This window comes from Parabacteroides sp. AM58-2XD, from assembly GCF_003463685.1.
Taxonomy (GTDB): Bacteria; Bacteroidota; Bacteroidia; order Bacteroidales; family Tannerellaceae; genus Parabacteroides; species Parabacteroides segnis.
The window spans coordinates 63949-84425 of the sequence record NZ_QSDP01000004.1; the positions used below are offsets into that span (position 1 = coordinate 63949).

Here is a 20477-nt window from a genome sequence, read left to right on the forward strand (position 1 = left end):
TATATTTAAAGCAATTTTAAACAGGAGCTAAATTATGATAACATCTATCCCGTATCAAACTCAAAGAAAGTTTCTTTTGCCGGGCTGCATCAGTGGCTGATAAGTGGAGTGATGCAGTTAGCGGACCACGTATTGTTTAATCGTTAATACATTATTATTATGAAGGCAAGATTTTTAAGTTTGGTATTATTAACCGTATCGATGTAGGTGTCTTAGGATATTTTTCTTTAGGGTACATAAGATTAATGTAAAGCATCCAGGCAATGAGTAAATGTATCTATTTTATTTTGTTAGCAGTTATAATACCTGTCTTTGCACAAGCACAACTTTCCCCCGATTTGGTGGCGACGCGGTTGTGGCAACAAACTTGTCTGTTCCCGAATGAGAAGATATATCTGCATACCGACCGGTCATTATATATGGGAGGCGATACGCTGTGGTTTCGTGCTTATTTGGTGAATGCGATTAATAACCAACCGGAGAAAACAAGCCGTTATATCTATACGGAGTTGGTAAATCCGTTCAGTAAGGTGGTGAAGCGTGTGAAGATCAAGCAGGATGTGGAGGGCTTGTTTTATGGGTATTTACCATTGGATATGGATTTGCCGGGAGGTGAATATACGGTTCGGGCATATACTCGTTATATGGAGAATAGTGGAGAGTCGTTCTTTTTTCGCAAACCGGTCCGGGTCGTTCAGGCTTTAGGTAAATCAGTTAAAGCCGAAGTTGATTTCAGTGGTAAAGCGGGGCAAAAACAGGTCAAAGGTGTTGTGTGTTTAAAGAATATGACATCCCGGCAAATGATTAAACTGGAAAATGTCTCGTTCTTTGATGAAAAAGGTAAGATTGACTACTGGACAGAAGATGGGCAATGCCATTTCAAGATCACTCCGGACGACTATAAACAGAAAGTAGTCAAGTTGGAAGCCGCCAACTTTCAGCAGTTTCTGCCTGTGGATCTACCGGAAGCCGATTATCATGTGGCTTTCTTGCCCGAAGGAGGTAATCTGCCTGCCGGTGTTTTGTCGAAGATGGCGTTCAAGGCACTGAATAGTTGGGGGCAGTCGGAAGAGGTGTCCGGTATCGTGAAAGATGAGTCCGGCAACGTAGTCTGTAAATTCCAAACAACCCATGCCGGTATGGGGACTTTTAATTGGATACCGGAAGCGGGAAAGAAATATTATGCCGAGTGTACTTCGGAAGCCGGTGTCACCCGTCGTTTTGATTTGCCGGTAGCCCACCAGGATGTGGTTTCTTTGAATGTGATAGAAAATAGGGGAGCTTATGTTGTTTCCATTCGAGGCGGGCAGTCTTTGAATGAACCCCCCCGACCATTTACTCTTTTGGTTCATGAACGGGGGCTTCCTCTTTTGGCGCAGGAAATAGATGTGGAAAAGCCGGTACGCATCAAGCAAGAGGGGATTGCCTCTGGCGTGTTGCATTTTGTCTTGCTTTCTTCGGTCGGGAACATCCTCAGTGAACGGTTGGCGTTTGTAAAGAATGATGACCAGGCTTGCCTTTTGCTTCGTCCGGATAAAGGAACGTACGGCTGGCGGGAAAAGGTAAATCTGTCTGTCGCCTTGCAAGATGTGTCGGGGAATCCGTTAACCGGAAGTTTTTCGGTGTCAGTGACTGATACCAAGGATCTATTGCCGGATTCTACCTATACGATTTATACCTCCTTATTGTTGACTTCTGAGTTGAAAGGGTATATCGAAGAGCCGGGGTGGTATTTCTATTCGGATGAACCTTTCAGGAGGGAGGGTTTGGATTTGCTGATGTTGACGCAAGGCTGGAGGAGTTACCGGTTGGAGCAAGCACTAGTTACCGATTACCAAACACCGGCGATTGCTCCGGAGTTATATCAGCGTCTCACCGGTGATGTGAAACGATTGGTAGGAAATAAGGTCGTGAAAGGGGCGAAAGTGACGGTGAACATACCGGATCAGGGGGTACTGGAAGAGGTGAAGACGGACGAAGAGGGATGTTTTGACTTCAGTCCGTTTGAATTTCCTGATAGTGCGCTTTATAGTGTACATGCCGTTTCTCCCAAAGGAAGTTCTAATGTGTTATTGTCTCTTTCTCCGGAAGAATATCCGGCAGTTGAACAAGCATGGCCTTTCATGGAAGAGAGGCACGTCGCTGGTCGGCCATTGGCTGAAAATGTTTCGGTTGATGTCAGTTTCATGGATAAATCCAACCGGCGGGTAAGTTATGAAAACGGCTTGCGTAGTGTGTTTTTGGAAGATGTGGTGGTGACTGCCAAAAAGAGGAAAGCCCCTAAAACCCCTTATGAAACGATACAGGGAAGTATAACTATTCGGCAAGAAGAGATAGAACAGGTGCCGGATATGTCTTTAAAGACTTTTTTGTTGTCAAGGTTTCCAGGATTGTATTTTAAAGAGAATGTAGTGCCTTACTATCGTGGTGATGATCCGGGTAATAGAGTAAGGGTTGTCTTGAATGAATTTCCGGTAAATGACTCTATCATGGAGAATCAGTTGATACAAACGTTGAGCTTGAAAGATATCGAACAGATTGATATCAACCGGGATCGAACAGCAGGATTGGCTTGGTTTCCTATGACTGGCGCTTATTTTATTGCTATCAAAATGAGGCAAGGCATATCTATGGCGAATTATATACCTAAAAACGTTGGGCAAATCCATTTGTTAGGTTACCAGAAACCGGCTGCTTTCTATTCCCCCAAATATGAGACCATGCAGCAGCAAGAGAATCCGATGCCTGATTTGCGGACAACCCTTTATTGGAACCCGAAGGTACAAACCGACGAGCAGGGCAATGCTTCGGTCGAGTTTTATACCGCCGATAGCGAAGCCCCCTTTTCTGTCGTGATAGAAGGAATCACCGATGATGGGCGGTTGATTCGTGGGAAGTGGTAGTCTTATTTAGATCGGTAATCTGGGTATAATAAATACTTTTTTCGCATTTGTTTATATTTATCCAGTTCCGGTTGCCAGCTCTCACGTATTTCCTCCTCTGTCAGTCCTCTGACAATCTGGTAACGGAGTTCTTTGGTGCCGGCCAGCAGGTCGAACCATTGCGGACGGGAGAAAAAGAAAGCCTGTTCGTTTCCCGCCTTATTATAGAAGTCCAGGAAAAAGCGCAGGGTCAATCCTCCCTCGAAAGGATATTCCCGGAGGTCGATGCCATAGCATTCCTTGTCTTTTTGCAAAGGATTCGTATCGAAGCCCGGTAATGAAACAGGAGTGAATGCGAAATCGCCGTATTTCCGGTCCGGGTATCCGATCACCTGGAACGGATAGTAAGTACCGCGTCCGACACTGACGTTGGTTGCCTCGAAGAAGCATAACGACGGATATAGGCGGATCGACTGGTCGTTTGGCAGGTTAGGCGAAGGCTTGACCGGTAGCCAGTACGGATCGCCATGTTTCCAGTTTTCCATTTTAACGATATGCAGTTTGCAACTGTCCGGAGAGCTTTTCAACCAGCCTTCACTGTTGATCATCCAGGCCAGTTCGCCAACCGTCAGGCCGTGCAATAAAGGGATCGGATCGACACCGACAAACGACTCAAAACCTTTCTGACGGATCGGGCCGTCCACAAAATCATTGGGATTCGGACGGTCGAGTACGATAAACTCGACACCGTTTTCCGCACATGCTTCCATGACATAATGCATGGTACTTATATACGTATAGAAACGGGCTCCCACATCCTGAATATCGAATACGATAACGTCCAGCCCGTTCAACTGTTCGGCTGTCGGCTTTTTGTTTTTACCATAAATAGAAACGATAGGAACGCCGGTTTTCAGGTCGCGGCTGTCTTTTACTTCTTCCCCGGCATCGGCTGTTCCCCGGAAACCATGTTCGGGTGCAAAAACCTTTTTCACTTGAATGCCTTTTTCAACCAGGGCATCCAGTAAATGTTTCTGTTGTTTTTCCAGAATAGAAGTCTGGTTGATAACCAGTCCCACTTGTTTGTCTTTCAGCAAGCGGGTAATCACATCCATACGCTCGGCGCCTAAAATCAAAGGTCCCTGAGTTGTTGCGGCTTGTAATCCGGGCATGAGCAATATGCCGATAAACCAAAGTGTAAGTCTGAAAACTGTTTTCATAATCCGTTTCCTACTGTTTATTATCTGCAAAAGTAGCAAATGTTCGTCTCTTTAAGGCAACGAAAGGATTAAATGTGTTTCTATTTAACATGTTTGCCTTGAACCATCATACTTGATTTCGTGTTGAATTAATATAAACAAAAAGAATAATCATATGACAACAAAACTTCCAAAGATCAAAGAAAAAGCAAAAACCGAAGCGTTAGTGTTAGATCACAAAGAAGATCGGTATCCGGTACAGCAGGTAGCAACAGGCGGTAAAGTAACAAAAAAAGAGGTGAAAGACGCCGTTAAAGAAATCAACCCCGACTTGAATAGCTTCGGCAGCAGGGGATAGTATTTTATCGGCCGGATAATGGATAGCCAATATAAAATATCTGTATCTTCGCAACCGGATTAACTTAAAACAAGGTATGGATAAAATGAATCCTATTGATATTATCTCAAAATATTATCCGGCAGAATCGGATGCTTATCATATATTGGTTACCCATAGCCGGAGTGTCGCCGACAAAGCATTGAGTCTGGCCCGGATGCATCCGGAAATGAATCTGGACATTCCGTTCATTGAAGAAGCCGCTATGCTGCATGATATAGGTATTTTCCTGTGTAATGCTCCGGAGATCGGCTGTTTTGGAGATGCCGAATACATCTGTCACGGCTATCTGGGAGCCGATCTGATGCGTAAAGAAGGCTTTCCCCGCCACGCATTGGTTTGTGAACGGCATACCGGGACCGGTATAACCCGTGAAATGATAGAGGAGCGGCATCTTCCGCTTCCTTCACGTGTAATGGTGCCGGTTTCGTTGGAAGAACAGCTGATCTGTTTTGCCGATAAGTTTTACAGCAAGACAAAACTGGATAAGGAAAAGTCCGTTGAGAAGGTAAAACAGGGCCTTTCAAAGTACGGAGAAGATACTGTAATACGTTTTGATAACTGGTGTAAACTCTTTTTAGGGGAATAAAAGCTATAGGGCTCATTAATTTATTATACATTTGCACGCTGTAACGATTCAGTTGACAGTTGACAGTTGACAGTTGACAGTTGGCGATTGGCAATTAGGATAATCTTCATTCTTAATATCCAATCCTCAGTTATCAATTATCAACTGTCAGTTGTCAACTGTCAACTGTCAACTTAATTAATGAGACACAGAGGCTTATTTATCCTTTTATATTTTCTCGCAGGGGCTTTGATGATGTATTCGCAGGAGCTGGTTGCCCCGCGTGATACCGTATTGCCAGTCAAAGGGGATACGATAGCGCTGGCAGCCACTGATAGTACAGTCCTTGTATCCGACTCTACCAAGAACAATAAGGTCGGTCTCGATGCACCGGTTGTTTACCAGGCGAAAGACTCTATGGTAATGACTGCCGGCAACTGGGCGTATCTCTATGGCGAAGGGGATGTAAAATATCAACAGATCGGATTACAGGCTGAAAATATAGAGATGAGCCTGGATAGCAGCCTGGTGTTTGCCAAGTTCGGTCTCGACTCTATCGGTGAAGAGTTCGGTTACCCGTTGTTTAAGGATGGTGATCAGGAGTACGAATCGAAAACGATGCGTTATAACTTCAATACCAAGAAAGGGTATATTACCGATGTGATCACCCAACAGGGAGAGGGATTCGTAACTGCCGGCCGTACAAAGAAAATGGACGACGATGTCCTGAATATGGTGGGCGGTAAATATACCACCTGCGACGAGCATGATCACCCTCACTTTTATATCCAGATGACCAAGGCGAAGGTACGTCCTAAAAAGAATATCGTGACCGGTCCGGTCTATATGGTGATCGAGGATGTACCGTTATATCCGATCGGTCTGCCTTTCTGCTTCTTCCCGTTTTCCAGTACTTATTCTTCCGGTGTGATCATGCGACCTATACTGATGACTCTCAGAGGGGATTTGGTCTGCGCGACGGAGGATATTACTTTGCACTGAGCGATTATGTCGATCTGGCGGTGACCGGTGAGATTTATACGAAAGGTTCCTGGGGGCTTCAGGCACAGTCTTCCTATAAAAAGAGGTATCTTTTTTCGGGTAACTTCAATGCGGCTTACCAGGTCAGCAGGTATGGCGATAAGGGGCTCGACGACTATAGTCTGTCGAAAGACTTCCGGTTGAACTGGACGCATAGCCAGGACCCGAAAGCGAATCCGTACCGGACTTTTTCTGCCAGTGTCAATTTTGCGACTTCCAGTTTCGACCGTAACAGCGCGATGGGTATTTATAACCCGAATACGACAAACAATACAAAAGGTTCCAGTATCAATATCACGCAGCGTTTCCCGAATAATCCGTTGACGCTTTCGGCAACCATGAACGTGAACCAGTCTTCCAAAGACTCCATGATCTCTGTGACATTGCCTGACCTGACTATTACGCTGAGCCGTATATTCCCGTTCAAGCGTAAGAATCCGGTGGGAAAGGAACGGTGGTATGAAAAGATCTCCATGAGTTATTCGGGATATTTCAAGAATAGCATCACAACGAAGGAAAACCAGTTGTTTAAGTCGAATATCATAAAGGACTGGAAGAACTCGATGGATCATAGCATTCCGGTCAGTGCCACATTTACAGCATTCAAGTATATCAATATATCTCCGTCTTTCAATTACAAGGAAAGCTGGTATACCAGTAAGATCACCAAGCAGTTCGATCCGCACCTGAATACTTTGGTAAACCGTGATACTACTTACGGATTCTATCGTATTTATAACTACAGTGCGTCGTTATCAGCTTCGACTACGTTGTATGGTTTTTACAAGCCGCTTCCTTTCCTGGGAGATAAAGTGGAGATGATCCGCCATCGTTTCGAGCCTTCTGTCAGCATTAGTGCCGCGCCTGACTTTGGCGGTAGCATCTTTGGTTTCTATGATCATTATCAGTATATAGATGCGAATGGCGATCCTATCGATTATGTTTATTCTCCTTTTTCCCACAATGGTTCTATCCCAAGCGGAAAACAGGGAAGTTTGAACTTCTCTCTGGATAATAACGTAGAAATGAAAATTAAGTCGGATAAAGATACTACCGGCTTTAAAAAGATCAGCCTGATCGATAAGTTATCCTTGGGGATGAGTTATAATATGGCGGCGGACTCTTTCAAATGGAGTGACCTCTCTGTCGGATTGCGTCTGAAGTTCTCAAAGAGCTATACGTTGAATCTGAACGGACAATTCGATACTTATACCTATGGTGCGGATAAAAACGGAAAGCCGATAAGGCTGGACATTCCCCGTTGGAAAGCCGGCAAAGGTATCGGACGTCTGCGTTCAACAGGAACCAGCTTCTCCTATACTTTCAACAACGATACGTTCAAGAAGTGGTTCGGAGGTAAAACGGATAGTAATATCCCGGAAGAGAATGCAGGAGACGGCGAATTGGAAAATCTGACAGCCGAGAATGCGGATGGTGAGAATGCGGATGCGGAAGGAACTCAGGAAGGCGGCCGTTTGCGTGGCAAGAAGAAAGATACCGGAGAGTATGATTCGGATGGTTATCTGATCTCGAAAATCCCGTGGAGCCTTTCTTTCAATTACAGTATGCAGTTGCGTTATGGCGATTTCGATCCGAATAAGCTGGAATATAAATATAAGCTGACACATGCACTGAGCTTTAACGGAAATATCCAGCCGACAAAGAACTGGAGTTTTAACTTCAATGCCACTTACGATGTCGAGAACAAAAAGATTTCGTTTATGACCTGTAATATAACCCGTAACCTGCACTGTTTCCAGATGTCGGCAAGTATCGTTCCGGTGGGAGGATATAAGTCGTACACATTCTCTGTAGCAGTAAGTTCTTCCCTGCTGAAAGACTTGAAGTATAACCAGAGCAGCAGCGTTCGTTCAGGTCAGGACTGGTATTGATCTCATAGGCTAGAAAAGACATAAAGAAAGGGCGATGAATTTATTTTCACCGCCCTTTCTTTATCCTGGTATCTTACCATTCTATAGGAGTCTGCCCCGTGGCTATCAAATAATCGTTTGTCTTACTGAAATGCTTGTTCCCGAAGAATCCGCGGTAGGCGGAGAGGGGGGAAGGATGTGCTGATTTGAGTATCATATTGCGCGAAGCATCGATAAAAGCACCTTTGCGCTGTGCATATGAACCCCACAGGATATAAACAATGTGGCTGCGCTCTTCTGCCAGTTTGTGGATAACCGCATCCGTAAATGCTTCCCATCCCCGGTTCTGGTGTGAACCGGCCTGATGTGCACGGACCGTCAGTGTTGCATTCAACAATAAAACACCCTGGTCTGCCCAACGCAGCAGATTACCGCTTTTAGGCATAGGCGTACCCAGGTCGCTTTCTATCTCTTTAAAGATATTGATCAGGGATGGAGGATAAGGAGTCCCGTCCTGAACAGAGAAACAAAGCCCGTGAGCCTGTCCCGGTTCGTGGTAAGGATCTTGTCCCAGTATGACTACTTTTACTTTATCAAAAGGACAATGCTCGAAAGCATTAAAGATGTATGGTCCCGGAGGATAGACTGCTCCGTGACTGTATTCCTGTTTTACGAAGTTGATTAACTCTTTGAAATAATCTTTTTCAAATTCGGGGGCTAACCGTTCTTTCCAGCTTTGTTCGATCTTTACGTCCATAATTGAAAGTTAAATTAATAGCATTCCGGCAGCACGGGCTTCCTGACGCATTTCTTCCGGCCAGATGCTTGCCTGGATTTCTCCGATATGAGCTTTGCGCAGATAAAACATACACAAACGGCTTTGTCCGATACCGCCGCCGATGCTTTGGGGCAGTTCGCCGCTCAAGAGGCGTTTGTGGAAGTATAGTTCTTTCTTTTCTTCCGCATTACAAGCCTTTAGCTGGCGTAGCAGTGCTTCTTTATCCACACGGATACCCATAGAGGATAGTTCCATCGAGCGGTTCAGTACGTCGTCCCAGACAAGCAGGTCGCCGTTTAGTCCGACCTGTCCGTTTTCAGCGACAGTCGACCAGTCGTCGTAGTCCGGAGCACGTCCGTCATGTTTCTGTCCATTGCTCAACTGGCATCCGATGCCGATGATGAATACGGCTCCGTATTCCTTGGCAATAGCGTCTTCCCGTTCTTTCGGTGTAAAGGTAGGATATTTTTGTAATAAATCCTCGGAATGTATGAAATGAATCTGCTGGGGGAGAGACGGCCTTATCTGCGGGAACATTTCGTAGACCAGATATTCCGTACGTACCATAGCGGCGTAGATACGGCGCACAATCTCTTTCAGAAATTCAATATTGCGTTCTTTTGGGCTCATAACACGTTCCCAGTCCCACTGGTCAACGTATAAAGAATGCAGGTTCCCCAGTTCTTCATCCGAACGGATAGCATTCATATCGGTATAAATACCATAACCTTCTTCTATATTATAGTCTGCTAAAGTGAGGCGTTTCCACTTAGCCAGCGAATGGACAATCTCAGCTTTTGAATCGTCCAGGTCCTTGATAGGAAAAGTAACAGCCCGTTCGGTTCCGTTCAGGTCATCGTTGATTCCCATACCTTTCAGAACGAACAAAGGAGCCGTGACACGACGCAGGCGTAATTCGGAAGATAAGTTTTGCTGGAAAAAGTCTTTGATTTTTTTGATACCCATTTCTGTTTGAGACAGGTTAAGCAAAGCCTTATATCCCGCAGGTTTAATTAGATAGCTCATATACTTGTTGTGCTTTGTGTTTGTTAAATATGCGTGGCAAAGATAATGATTAATGGCAAAATAGCAATATAGCAGCCCTTTTTATTTGCAAAATGGCAGTATATCTGCTAAAGAGAGTTGCAAAATATCAGAAGTTATGTTTTTCGGCAGAAAAAAGAAAGAATGTGAAAACTCATCCTCAATACATTTGCTTTCCTCCGATATTATATTTACTTTTGCCCCGTCTTTGGCCTGGTAGCTTAGTGAATAGAGCGTCAGATTCCGGTTCTGAAGGTCGAGGGTTTGAATCCCTCCCGGGTCACAACGAAAAAGCGATGTCGTATGATGTCGCTTTTTTTGTTGTATATGGGATGAATACTACACCTATTTTTGAAATGTACTATCATACTATCATTGTTTAGTATATGGATCTATATATCAGCTGTTTGGCTTATGATGGTTGCTGTTTTCAACTATCATTCAACTCTCATGCATCTATCATATGTCCTGTTCTGAAACAGGAGGGCTGGTGTATTTTTATTATAAATATATAGTTGAAAGTTAGCGATATAGTGACAAAAGTTGTTTGACACCCGGGTCTCGATGCCCTCGACACCCGGGTCTGAGCATCGTCGGGATGGGGGTGTGAAACGGATTGAAACGGGGATCTCGCTGACGAGAAGCAAGCATTCTTGTAAAATAAAACAATAGCTTTCTGCTAAAAAAGTAGTAGGACAACAAGCCGGTAGGAAGAATATGAATCTGTTTCAGGCCTTTTTGCCGGAGTAGATGACGATACCTACAGGGAAAAACGCTGAAATGATGGTTTTATTATAGTTGAATGATAGTTAAAAGCTACAACTATCATGGCTCAAATGATTGATATATAGGTGTGTATCTAGGAAAATGATAGTATGATAGTTAATTTGTTTTATTATATTAGAATAGCTGATCGGTTCCCTTTATTCGGATTGGATAAGAAAAGGGAAGTCTGTGATCTGAAAAATAATGAACCTTTTATTTTCTTTATTGTTTTATATATAAGTTCATTAATTGTAATTAAATAAAATAATATGTTGGCGATATACAGATTTTTATTCCCCTCTAAACCGGACGGCACAGCTATTTCGCTGTTGTTATTGGCGTTACGTATCCTTTTCGGAGGATTGTTGTTAACTCATGGTATCCAGAAATGGACTAACTATTCAGAAATGTCGGCTGTATTCCCTGATCCGCTGGGAGTTGGTAGCCAGGTTTCACTAGGACTTGCTATCTTTGGAGAACTGGCTTGTTCGATAGGATTTATCTTCGGTGCCTTATACCGGTTGGCCATGATTCCGATGATCTTTACCATGTGTATGGCATTTTTCGTTATTCACGGAAATGATGCGTTTGCGGTGAAAGAGTTGGCTTTCATTTATCTGGTTGTATTTATATTAATGTATATTGCCGGTCCGGGTAAATTTTCGATTGACCGGTTCATCTCTGTGCCGCTGTCGAAGAAGAGAAGGTAAAAATCAGGTGTCGCAGAGTAGGGTTACGATCCCTTGTTTTGCCGGATAGGTGCTATTAATAGACTACATTCTTTTGTGTCTATGTTTATTTGGATTATGGTATTCTGTGTGATCCATCCTTCAAGGAGCCGATCGCACGGATAAGTTTTACTGCAATAATCGATATAATGAATAAGTTCCATTGTATCGTCGAGGAAAAGAAATGCCCCTTTGCACATTTTGTTGGAATCGAATAAGCAAGTCAGTGTCGAAGACTCGAACCGGACTTCCAAGCTGGTTTCTTTCTGGGCATTAAATATATAATGTTTTTCATTCTGTTCTCTGTTAAGAAAAATCGTTTTTACAAAACTAAGGGGTTTGTTGATTGCGAGGCATCCCAGGGTTATTTGCTCTGCATAATTCCTATTGTTTTTTTGAGTCATTTTATTGTCTGTTTAATGAATGATAGGCAAAGGAATAAAATGTAGACGGGATGATTCATCAGGTAAGCTGATTTCTTATTAAATGTGGTAGTAATATTATTCGGAGTCTTATCGGCTGATATTATTCTATTAAATAAAATATTATCAGGATTAATACTTACTTTTGTATTAGGTAAATCATATACAATAATTAATATGGAGGCAACAGTAAAGAAAAGTAATCATGGAGCGAATGTTCGTCGTTGGAGGGAATGGCGAAATGTTAATCAGGATGTGCTTGCAGAACAGATAGGTGTTTCACAGGCTACTTTGTCCGGTTATGAGAAAAGGGATAAATTGGAAATAGAAATACTGGAAAAGATTGCTAAAGCTTTAAATATTCCTGTTGAGGCCATTACCGAAATGGAAGATGGAACTTCTATTAATATTGTTGCAAATACATTTGATAATCAATCATCCGCTGTTAATTGGTGTCCTACCTTTAATCCCATTGATAAAATAGTGGAACTTTATGATAAACTTCTGGAAGCAGAAAAAGAAAAGGTTGCTATGTTGCAGGAGGTTTTAAGGGATAAGAGATGATTTATATAGGTATTATAGATTAGGGAAATTGTATTTAAACTGCTCAGTTATTATCAGATATGAGCTATCTAATTATTGACCGGTTGTACCTGGCTCCCCTCTGGAGAGGGGGAAGGGGGTGTGTCATATTCCAGCCTATACAACCTCCATAATCAGAGTTACTTAACTATTGTAGGTTCATTTGCCGTTTGCTTCAGCTGACGGTTTACAAGTTGTTTCTCTCTTTTGGCTTCAGCCACATTTCTCCTAGATAGAAAACTGTAAGAAATGGGACTAAAGTCCAATGAGATAGATTCTTTACTAATCCGTCAGCTGAAGCAGACGGCAAATAAACCTGTAACAAGGCTTGTTTTATTAACTGGCTTTAACACACCCCCTACCCCCCTCTCAAGAGGGGAGCCAGTTACAACCAGTCACTAAACAGATAGTTCAATTATTCTAGATTTGAATGTATTAGTGTCTGATAAGCCTATAAGTTATTGAAGTATTGTTGGGTAGGTAAAAAACACATGAATCTTTGTTGTCATCAAGAAATTTTGGGTAGTATTCTTGGATCAATTAAGCAGATGCGTCTATAGCTGAATTATATAGAATAAAAAAAGACTTACAATTACTTGCAAGTCTTTCTTTTAGTGGGCGTTGACGGATTCGAACCGCCGACCCTCTGCTTGTAAGGCAGATGCTCTGAACCAGCTGAGCTAAACGCCCTTTCATTACTTCAGTAAATTTTGTATGCCTTATCTCTCTAAAGCGCTGCAAAGATACGGCTTTTTTATTACCTCCAAACATTTCAGCAAAAAAGTCGAAAAAAATTCATTACTACCATTTAATCTGAAGAAATGTAGTAACTTTGCATCTCTATATTATTAATGTATATAAGTATTCGATATCGTTGGTATATCGCCCGGACACTCAGGGATATAGGTGTATAAACTAAATGAATATGGTATTTTCAACACTAACTGCCATATCGCCCGTAGATGGTCGATATAGAAATAAAGCCGAAAACCTGGCGGCTTACTTCTCAGAATATGCACTTATCAAGTATAGAGTGCAAGTCGAAATAGAGTATTTTATTACTCTGGCTGAGTATCTTCCACAGCTGAATAATCTGGCTACAGTGGAAAACAAAGAAGCGTTGCGTAAAATTTACAAGGAATTTAGTCTGGAGGACGCAACCCGTATTAAGGAGATCGAGAGCGTAACCAACCATGATGTAAAGGCCGTTGAATATTTTATCAAAGAAAAATTTGATCTGCTGGCTTTGCAGGATTACAAGGAGTTTATCCATTTCGGATTGACCTCGCAGGATATTAATAATACTTCGGTTCCATTGTCTATAAAAGATGCTTTGAACGAGGTTTATTATCCGGGCATCCAGGAAGTGATCGACATGCTGAAAAAGTATGCGGAAGAATGGAGTAATGTTTCCATGCTGGCAAAAACACACGGGCAGCCTGCATCTCCGACCCGTTTGGGTAAAGAGATCATGGTGTTTGTGTATCGCCTGGAACAGCAGGTCGCTTTATTAAAGGCTATTCCCGTATCTGCCAAGTTCGGTGGTGCGACAGGTAATTTTAATGCACACCATGTGGCTTATCCGCAGTATGACTGGAAGGCTTTCGGAAACAAGTTTGTGAATGAAGTGCTGGGCCTGAGCCGTGAGGAATGGACTACACAGATTTCCAATTATGATAATCTGGCAGCCATTTTCGATGGTTTGAAACGCGTTAATACAATTTTGATAGACCTGAACCGTGACTTCTGGCAGTATATCTCTATGGAGTATTTCAAGCAGAAGATCAAAGCGGGCGAAGTAGGTTCGTCGGCAATGCCTCATAAGGTGAACCCGATCGACTTTGAAAATGCAGAAGGTAACTTGGGTATGGCTAATGCAATCCTGGAACACCTGGCTACAAAGTTGCCGATCTCCCGTCTACAGCGGGATTTGACAGACTCTACCGTGTTGCGTAATGTCGGTGTACCTTTGGCACACATCGAAATCGCATTCAAGAGCTTAACAAAAGGACTGGGTAAATTGTTATTGAATGAGAACGCCCTGTACCGGGATCTGGACAATTGCTGGGCTGTCGTTGCCGAGGGCATCCAGACGATCTTGCGTCGTGAAGGTTATCCGAAGCCCTATGAAGCTTTGAAAGCCTTAACCCGGACAAATGAGGGAATCACTGAAAAATCAATCAGTGACTTTATCGAAACGTTGCAGGTTAGTGATGCCGTGAAAGCTGAATTAAAGGCGATTACGCCGCATAATTATACAGGTATTTAGTGTGAAAATAAACGTAACCGTGAGGTTACCAATTAGTTAATTATTTATTAATTTACAACAATGAGCACAGAAGAAAGAGAAGAATCTCAACCGCGTCCTAGAAAGGTGATACCAAGTATCAGACGGGAAAACACAGATCAGGAAGGTGAAAGAAGACCTTACAATCAAGGTTACAACAGACCTGAGGGAAACAACTATGAACGGAGACCATATGACCGTCCGAGCCGGGATGACCGCGGCGGTTATAATTCTTATGGGGATAACCGCTCTTCTTACGGAGACCGTCCGAGCCGTCCTCGTACGTATGACAACCGCGAAGGTGGTGGTTATAACAGCAGACCATCTTATAACAACCGTGGCGGCTATGGAAATAATCGCGAAGGCGGTTACGGCAACAATCGTGAAGGTGGTTATAACTCTAATCGTGAAGGTGGCTACAACAGCCGTCCTTCTTATGGCAACAATCGCCCCTCTTACGGCAACAATGACCGTTCGTATGGTGGTGGCGGTTCCTACAACCGTCCTTCTCGTCCTAACTATGACGAAAGACCAAGCAGACCTTATACTCCTTCGCCGGAAGGTGCTGCTGCTGGTGACGGCCTGAAGAAAAGAAGACCGAGAGTGGGTGATACTCGCGTAAATTCGTATGACTCTCGCGACAATCGTGGTGGTGGCAGACCTTCGTACGGTAATAATAACCGTGGCGGTGGTTATGGCAACAACAGCGGATACGGCAACAGACGTCCGGGGGGTGGCCAGCAACGCCGTACAAACGATTACAACCCGAATGCCAAGTACAACTTCCAGAAACAGTTGAAGTATAAAGAAGTACTGGCTGACCCTAACGAACCGATCCGTCTGAACAAGTTCTTGTCGAATGCAGGTGTTTGTTCACGTCGTGAAGCTGACGAATTTATCACAGCCGGTGCTGTGAAAGTAAATGATGTAGTGGTTACTGAACTGGGTACAAAAATCACCCGCCAGGATAAGGTAGAATTCAACGACAAACCGGTACAGATCGAAAGCAAGGTCTATATCGTGTTGAATAAGCCGAAAAACTGTGTAACTACTTCCGACGATCCTCAGGAACGTCTTACCGTTATGGATCTGGTGAAGAATGCTTGCCAGGAACGTATTTATCCGGTAGGCCGCCTCGACCGTAACACAACCGGTGTATTGCTTCTTACTAATGATGGCGACCTGGCTTCCAAGCTGACTCACCCGTCATTCAAGAAGAAGAAGATCTACCACGTATGGTTGGATAAGAATGTCTCTATCGAAGACATGGAAAAGATTGCTAACGGACTGGAGCTGGAAGACGGCGAAATCCATGCAGATGCAATCAGCTATGCAAGCGAAGACGACAAGAGCCAGGTGGGTATCGAAATCCACTCGGGACGTAACCGTATCGTTCGCCGTATCTTCGAATCACTGGGATATCATGTGACGAAACTGGATCGTGTATATTTTGCCGGACTTACAAAAAGAAACCTGGGAAGAGGAAAATGGCGTTATCTGAACGAACGTGAAGTGAACGCGCTCCGAATGGGTGCTTTTGAATAATACAAAGATTAGCCGGTTGACAATACCGGCTATCTTGTTTTGATTATCTAAGAATAAACATATAAACATGGAAACAATTACTAGAACAAAAATTGTAGATGTACTGAAAAGCGAAGCTTACGGTACAACCGTTAACGTGAAGGGATGGGTTCGTACCCGTCGTGGTAGTAAACAGGTTAGCTTTATCGCGCTGAATGACGGTTCTACAATAAATAATGTTCAGATCGTTGTGGATGTGGAAAAATTGGGTGAAGAATACCTTAAACCGATTACGACCGGTGCTTGTATCAGTGTGAACGGTGAATTGGTTAAATCTCTGGGACAAGGTCAGAATGTAGAGATCCAGGCTACCGAAATTCAGATTTACGGTACAGCCGATCCTGCTACTTATCCGTTGCAGAAGAAAGGTCATTCGCTTGAATTCCTACGTGAAATAGCTCATTTGCGTCCGCGTACCAATACGTTTGGTGCCGTGTTCCGCATCCGTCATAACATGGCGATCGCTATCCACAAGTTCTTTCATGAGAGAGGTTTCTTCTATTTCCATACACCGATCATTACAGCTTCAGACTGTGAAGGGGCCGGACAGATGTTCCAGGTGACGACAATGAATCTGTATGACCTGAAAAAGGATGAAAACGGCTCTATCATTTATGAAGACGATTTCTTTGGAAAGCAGGCTAGCCTGACTGTTTCAGGCCAGTTGGAAGGTGAATTGGCTGCCATGTCTTTGGGAGCTATTTATACGTTCGGACCGACATTCCGTGCCGAAAACTCCAATACACCGCGCCACCTGGCTGAGTTCTGGATGATCGAACCGGAAGTTGCTTTCAATGAGATTGCTGAAAATATGCAATTGGCGGAAGACTTTATCAAATATTGTATACAGTGGGCTCTGGATAACTGTATGGATGATATCCAGTTCCTGAACAATATGTTTGATAAAGAGTTGATCGAACGTCTGCAATTTGTCTTGAAACATGACTTTATCCGCCTGTCTTATACGGAAGGTGTTAAGATTCTGGAAGAAGCGGTAGCCAAAGGACATACCTTCGAATTCCCGATATACTGGGGGGCTGACCTGGCTTCTGAACACGAACGTTACCTGGTGGAAGAACATTTCAAATGTCCGGTTATCTTGACTGATTATCCGAAAGAGATCAAATCATTCTATATGAAGCAGAATGATGACGGAAAGACTGTTCGTGCTATGGACGTATTGTTCCCGAAGATCGGAGAAATCATCGGCGGGTCACAGCGTGAGGAAGATTACGAAAAGCTGGCAAAACGTGCATCTGAAATGGGAGTACCCGAAAAAGATATCTGGTGGTATATGGATACCCGTCGTTTCGGTACGGCGCCTCATTCTGGCTTCGGTTTAGGTTTCGAACGTTTGTTGCTGTTTGTTACAGGTATGACGAATATCCGTGACGTGATTCCTTTCCCGAGAACTCCGAACAATGCGGAATTCTAATAAGGGACTTTCGAAAGTAAAAGATATAACTTTCGTACATAAAATAAGGGACTTTTGATTTCAAAAGTCCCTTATTTTTTTATTCGTCATCCAGGTCGATCGGTATCTGTCTTTTAAAGGCTTCTTTGAAAGATATTAGTGACTCTGTCCGTGCCAGTCCTAATGGCTGGAGTTTGTTATGGATGATATTCAGCAGATGCTGGTTGTTCTTCGCATATATTTTGATGAACAGATCGTATTGTCCCGTCGTGTAATGGCATTCCACTACTTCTGGAATTTTCTTCAATGCTTCCGTAACAGAGGGGAATTGTCCCGGTGATTTCAGGAATAATCCCATATAAGCACATGTTTCGTAGCCAACTTTAGTGTTATCCACAATGAATTCAGAGCCTTTGATAACGCCCAGATTAGTGAGTTTCTGTATTCTTTGGTGTATAGCGGCTCCTGAGACGTTACATTCTCTGGCAACTTCCAGGAAAGGCATACGGGCATTACCTATAATCAGTTTTAATATTTTTTCATCCAATTCATCCAGTTGATGGTGTGCCATAATTTACGTATATTTGTATTTCTGTTATTCTATATGATTACAATTAGATACAAATATAGTCAAACTATAATAATTAGACGATATAATTCGCTCAATTATTTTATTTCGTAAGTTTTCTTTTATTAATCAATCAATATTATAAGAGTATGAGTTTAAGTGCGGTAATCGAATGCAGGCCGGTAAAAGATTTTTCCGATCCTTTGTTGGATAAAGTAGAAAATACATATAATGATTCCTTTCCGGAAGTTGAGCGACGGGCATTCTCGCTGGTGCGGGAGTTGGTCAAAGATGAGCCCCGTTTTACTGTTTATACGTTGTTTAAAGATCAGGCTTATGCCGGTTTTATTACTGCCTGGTCTTTCGGGACGTTTATTTATGTGGAACATTTTGCAATTGACGCCTCTGCCCGTAATGGCGGAATAGGAGGGGAGTCGATGAAGCAGTTTATGGCGCTTTGCGACGCTCCTGTCGTGTTGGAAGTGGAAATGCCTACCGAGGAAATGAGTAAGCGTAGAATAGGCTTTTATGAGCGTTTGGGATATGTGCTGGATGATCATGTCTATTTTCAGCCTCCTTATCGTCAGGGGGAACCTTTGCTGGAAATGCGCCTGATGACTTATGGAGCTATCGATCTGAAACAATCATTCGAAGAGGTAAAGAATTGTATCCACCGATATGTATATGGTGTTAATGAGTAAGTGCTGAATTTACTCCAATAAAAAAGGCAGAACGGAAGTCCTGCCTTTTTTTATTATCGTTGAATTAGTTAATCAACAGCTTGTCTGGCTGAGTAACTGATCTTCAATGCGTATGCTTCACGAAGCGCCTGCTTTACGTCTGTGATAACACCCATCTTAGTCTCTTTATCGGCTTTGATGGATACAGTCATAAACGGCTGGTCTTCCTCTTTCATACTTGACTTTTCCTGAGCGATGTAATCTTGAATCTCATCTACGTCTGCGATTTTATCGTTTAACTGTACACGAGTTTCAGAACCCATTTTAGCTCTTAATTCCTGAGTCGGTTTACCTACATAAATGAATGTTACTAAAGATTTCTTTTCCAACTTCTGAAGCTCTGTAGCTTGAGGAGCCTGGAATACAACTTTCAAAGTAACTTCACGCATAGATGTAACCATCATGATGAAGAACAGGAAGGCAAATACCAAGTCAGGTAATGATGAGGTATTCAATTCAGGCATCTCTCTGCCGCCTGCTTTACTAAATTTTCCCATTACTTTTTGTCTCCATAATTTTTAGGTTCTGCTTCTGATATCTTTTGCGGATAAATCATCTGCACAGCCTTTTGTTGATCTTCATCCAAGTCTGCGAAAGCTTTACCGAATTTGGCTCGGGATACTTTGTCTCTCAGTTCGTTATAGGCTGCTGCCAATTCGTTCTGTACGTCAATGTATGCTTGGTATTCCGTACCCCGGTCGTTCTGCAAAGAGATAACATGATTTTTTGTTACCATCTGTTTGCCGAAGAACGGTACGTCAATTTCTACCTTTTCGGGTTTATGCTCATCGTTATAAGGATTCTCAATGAATTCTCTAACCTTGTCTTTCAGTTGCTTAATATCAATGAATTCGTTATTACAGAGAATCTGGTTGTTACTGTTGATCAGCACGACCATGATATTTCTCTTTTTGATATCCATTTCTTCGTTTTTCTTCTGATCTTTGGGTACAGGAGGCGGCAAACGTCTTGCCAAACCTTTATCTGTGTCCATTGATGTAGTAATAAGGAAGAAGATAAGCAACATGAAAGCAATATCGGCTGAAGAAGTCGCATTCATTGCGGGCACTTTTCTTTTCTTTTTTGCCATATCGCTTTTTTTGTTTTATCGATTCGTTATTACTATTATCTATTAAGCATTCTTTTTACAGAACCTGCAGCAACAGCGATGATGATCAGAATCATCAAAACTACAGTAGAATAAATCCACATATCCGTTACTTTCAACCACAGAGGAATATTGTATTCTTGTGAATCTGTATTCAGACCTTTCAAAGGAGTCGGGTCACCAATGGAATAAGTAATGAATAACATTGCTGCGAAGCAAACTACCACAATTAATGAAGTCAGTGCTGATTTAGGACTAGTCTTCAATAATGATGCGAACTGCCAGAGGGCGAATATTACTGTACTGATAATTGTAACAAAAAACAGTACAGAGGTCCAGTTGAGCAATAAGCCTGTATAAATAGGCTCTTTCATTTCAACAGAAGGGTCTACAACGCCTCCTGCGTAGAACATACCCAATACGACAAGACTGATAATAGAAGTAATCAGTAATGTCCAGCTGGATACTTTTCTTATTTTAGTAACTGCCATAATTCTAA

At 42.8% G+C, this 20477-nt stretch carries 16 protein-coding genes, 2 tRNA genes and 1 pseudogene; 11 read left to right on the forward strand and 8 right to left on the reverse strand.

Annotated elements, in window-relative coordinates:
• The first annotated feature begins 263 nt into the window (after positions 1 to 263).
• Positions 264 to 2903, forward strand: coding sequence for a TonB-dependent receptor (locus tag DXA15_RS01945; RefSeq protein WP_128132936.1), 2640 nt, complete (start codon positions 264 to 266; stop codon positions 2901 to 2903).
• A gap of 2 nt (positions 2904 to 2905) precedes the next feature.
• Here the strand turns inward: DXA15_RS01945 and DXA15_RS01950 are convergent, their stop codons facing one another.
• A complete protein-coding gene (locus tag DXA15_RS01950; RefSeq protein ID WP_128132937.1) occupies positions 2906 to 4102 on the reverse strand; it encodes an exo-beta-N-acetylmuramidase NamZ domain-containing protein in 1197 nt (398 codons plus the stop codon).
• Between the two features lie 154 nt (positions 4103 to 4256).
• Here DXA15_RS01950 and DXA15_RS01955 point away from each other — a divergent pair, with 154 nt between their 5' ends.
• The 3 genes and pseudogenes from DXA15_RS01955 to DXA15_RS01965 all read left to right on the forward strand — a co-directional run bounded on the left by DXA15_RS01955 (position 4257) and on the right by DXA15_RS01965 (position 7979).
• Positions 4257 to 4439 (forward strand): hypothetical protein, encoded by a 183-nt coding sequence (locus DXA15_RS01955; RefSeq protein WP_128132938.1) that lies wholly within the window; start codon positions 4257 to 4259, stop codon positions 4437 to 4439.
• 85 nt (positions 4440 to 4524) lie between these two features.
• Complete coding sequence (locus tag DXA15_RS01960) at positions 4525 to 5067, forward strand: HDIG domain-containing metalloprotein (RefSeq protein ID WP_128132965.1); 543 nt, start codon at positions 4525 to 4527, stop codon at positions 5065 to 5067.
• 180 nt (positions 5068 to 5247) lie between these two features.
• Positions 5248 to 7979 (forward strand): annotated as a pseudogene (locus tag DXA15_RS01965) (putative LPS assembly protein LptD).
• A 73-nt stretch (positions 7980 to 8052) separates the two neighbouring features.
• Here DXA15_RS01965 and DXA15_RS01970 read toward each other — a convergent pair.
• Positions 8053 to 8715 (reverse strand): uracil-DNA glycosylase, encoded by a 663-nt coding sequence (locus DXA15_RS01970; RefSeq protein WP_128132939.1) that lies wholly within the window; start codon positions 8713 to 8715, stop codon positions 8053 to 8055.
• Positions 8716 to 8724: 9 nt separating this feature from the next.
• Positions 8725 to 9762 carry an aspartate--ammonia ligase gene (gene asnA, locus DXA15_RS01975; RefSeq protein ID WP_128132940.1) on the reverse strand — a complete coding sequence of 346 codons (1038 nt, stop codon included), beginning with the start codon at positions 9760 to 9762 and terminating at the stop codon, positions 8725 to 8727.
• Between the two features lie 228 nt (positions 9763 to 9990).
• On the opposite strand from asnA, the gene DXA15_RS01980 reads away from it, so the two are divergent.
• The 3 genes from DXA15_RS01980 (at position 9991) to DXA15_RS01995 (ending at position 12259) form a co-directional block, all read left to right on the forward strand.
• A tRNA-Arg gene (locus DXA15_RS01980) sits at positions 9991 to 10063 on the forward strand.
• Between the two features lie 751 nt (positions 10064 to 10814).
• Positions 10815 to 11255 (forward strand): DoxX family protein, encoded by a 441-nt coding sequence (locus tag DXA15_RS01985; protein ID WP_128132941.1) that lies wholly within the window; start codon positions 10815 to 10817, stop codon positions 11253 to 11255.
• Positions 11256 to 11872: 617 nt separating this feature from the next.
• On the forward strand, positions 11873 to 12259 hold the full coding sequence (locus DXA15_RS01995) for a helix-turn-helix domain-containing protein (protein ID WP_010801982.1): 387 nt from the start codon (positions 11873 to 11875) through the stop codon (positions 12257 to 12259).
• Between the two features lie 633 nt (positions 12260 to 12892).
• Here the strand turns inward: DXA15_RS01995 and DXA15_RS02000 are convergent.
• Positions 12893 to 12967 (reverse strand) — tRNA-Val (locus tag DXA15_RS02000).
• Between the two features lie 235 nt (positions 12968 to 13202).
• Here DXA15_RS02000 and purB point away from each other — a divergent pair.
• The 3 genes from purB (at position 13203) to asnS (ending at position 17583) form a co-directional block, all read left to right on the forward strand.
• On the forward strand, positions 13203 to 14546 hold the full coding sequence (purB, locus tag DXA15_RS02005; protein ID WP_128132943.1) for an adenylosuccinate lyase: 1344 nt from the start codon (positions 13203 to 13205) through the stop codon (positions 14544 to 14546).
• A gap of 60 nt (positions 14547 to 14606) precedes the next feature.
• Positions 14607 to 16109: a pseudouridine synthase gene (locus tag DXA15_RS02010; RefSeq protein ID WP_128132944.1), complete on the forward strand. Its 1503-nt coding sequence runs from the start codon at positions 14607 to 14609 to the stop codon at positions 16107 to 16109.
• Between the two features lie 67 nt (positions 16110 to 16176).
• Entirely contained in the window at positions 16177 to 17583 is a 1407-nt protein-coding gene (gene asnS / locus DXA15_RS02015; RefSeq protein WP_128132945.1) for an asparagine--tRNA ligase, read from the forward strand.
• A 79-nt stretch (positions 17584 to 17662) separates the two neighbouring features.
• Here the strand turns inward: asnS and DXA15_RS02020 are convergent, their stop codons facing one another.
• Positions 17663 to 18133, reverse strand: a complete 471-nt coding sequence (locus DXA15_RS02020; RefSeq protein ID WP_007654892.1) for an Lrp/AsnC family transcriptional regulator — start codon at positions 18131 to 18133, stop codon at positions 17663 to 17665.
• A 146-nt stretch (positions 18134 to 18279) separates the two neighbouring features.
• Between DXA15_RS02020 and DXA15_RS02025 the strand changes: the two genes are divergently transcribed.
• On the forward strand, positions 18280 to 18831 hold the full coding sequence (locus DXA15_RS02025) for a GNAT family N-acetyltransferase (protein ID WP_128132946.1): 552 nt from the start codon (positions 18280 to 18282) through the stop codon (positions 18829 to 18831).
• 68 nt (positions 18832 to 18899) lie between these two features.
• On the opposite strand, the gene DXA15_RS02030 is transcribed toward DXA15_RS02025, so the two are convergent.
• Genes DXA15_RS02030 through DXA15_RS02040 form a run of 3 tightly spaced genes read right to left on the reverse strand, consistent with a single transcriptional unit; the run spans position 18900 to position 20469 of the window.
• On the reverse strand, positions 18900 to 19367 hold the full coding sequence (locus tag DXA15_RS02030) for a biopolymer transporter ExbD (RefSeq protein WP_128132947.1): 468 nt from the start codon (positions 19365 to 19367) through the stop codon (positions 18900 to 18902).
• Positions 19367 to 19960 (reverse strand): biopolymer transporter ExbD, encoded by a 594-nt coding sequence (locus DXA15_RS02035; RefSeq protein WP_128132948.1) that lies wholly within the window; start codon positions 19958 to 19960, stop codon positions 19367 to 19369. Before DXA15_RS02035 ends, DXA15_RS02030 begins: the two co-directional genes overlap by 1 nt.
• A 35-nt stretch (positions 19961 to 19995) precedes the next feature.
• Positions 19996 to 20469, reverse strand: a complete 474-nt coding sequence (locus DXA15_RS02040; RefSeq protein WP_128132949.1) for a hypothetical protein — start codon at positions 20467 to 20469, stop codon at positions 19996 to 19998.
• Between the last annotated feature and the right edge of the window lie 8 nt (positions 20470 to 20477).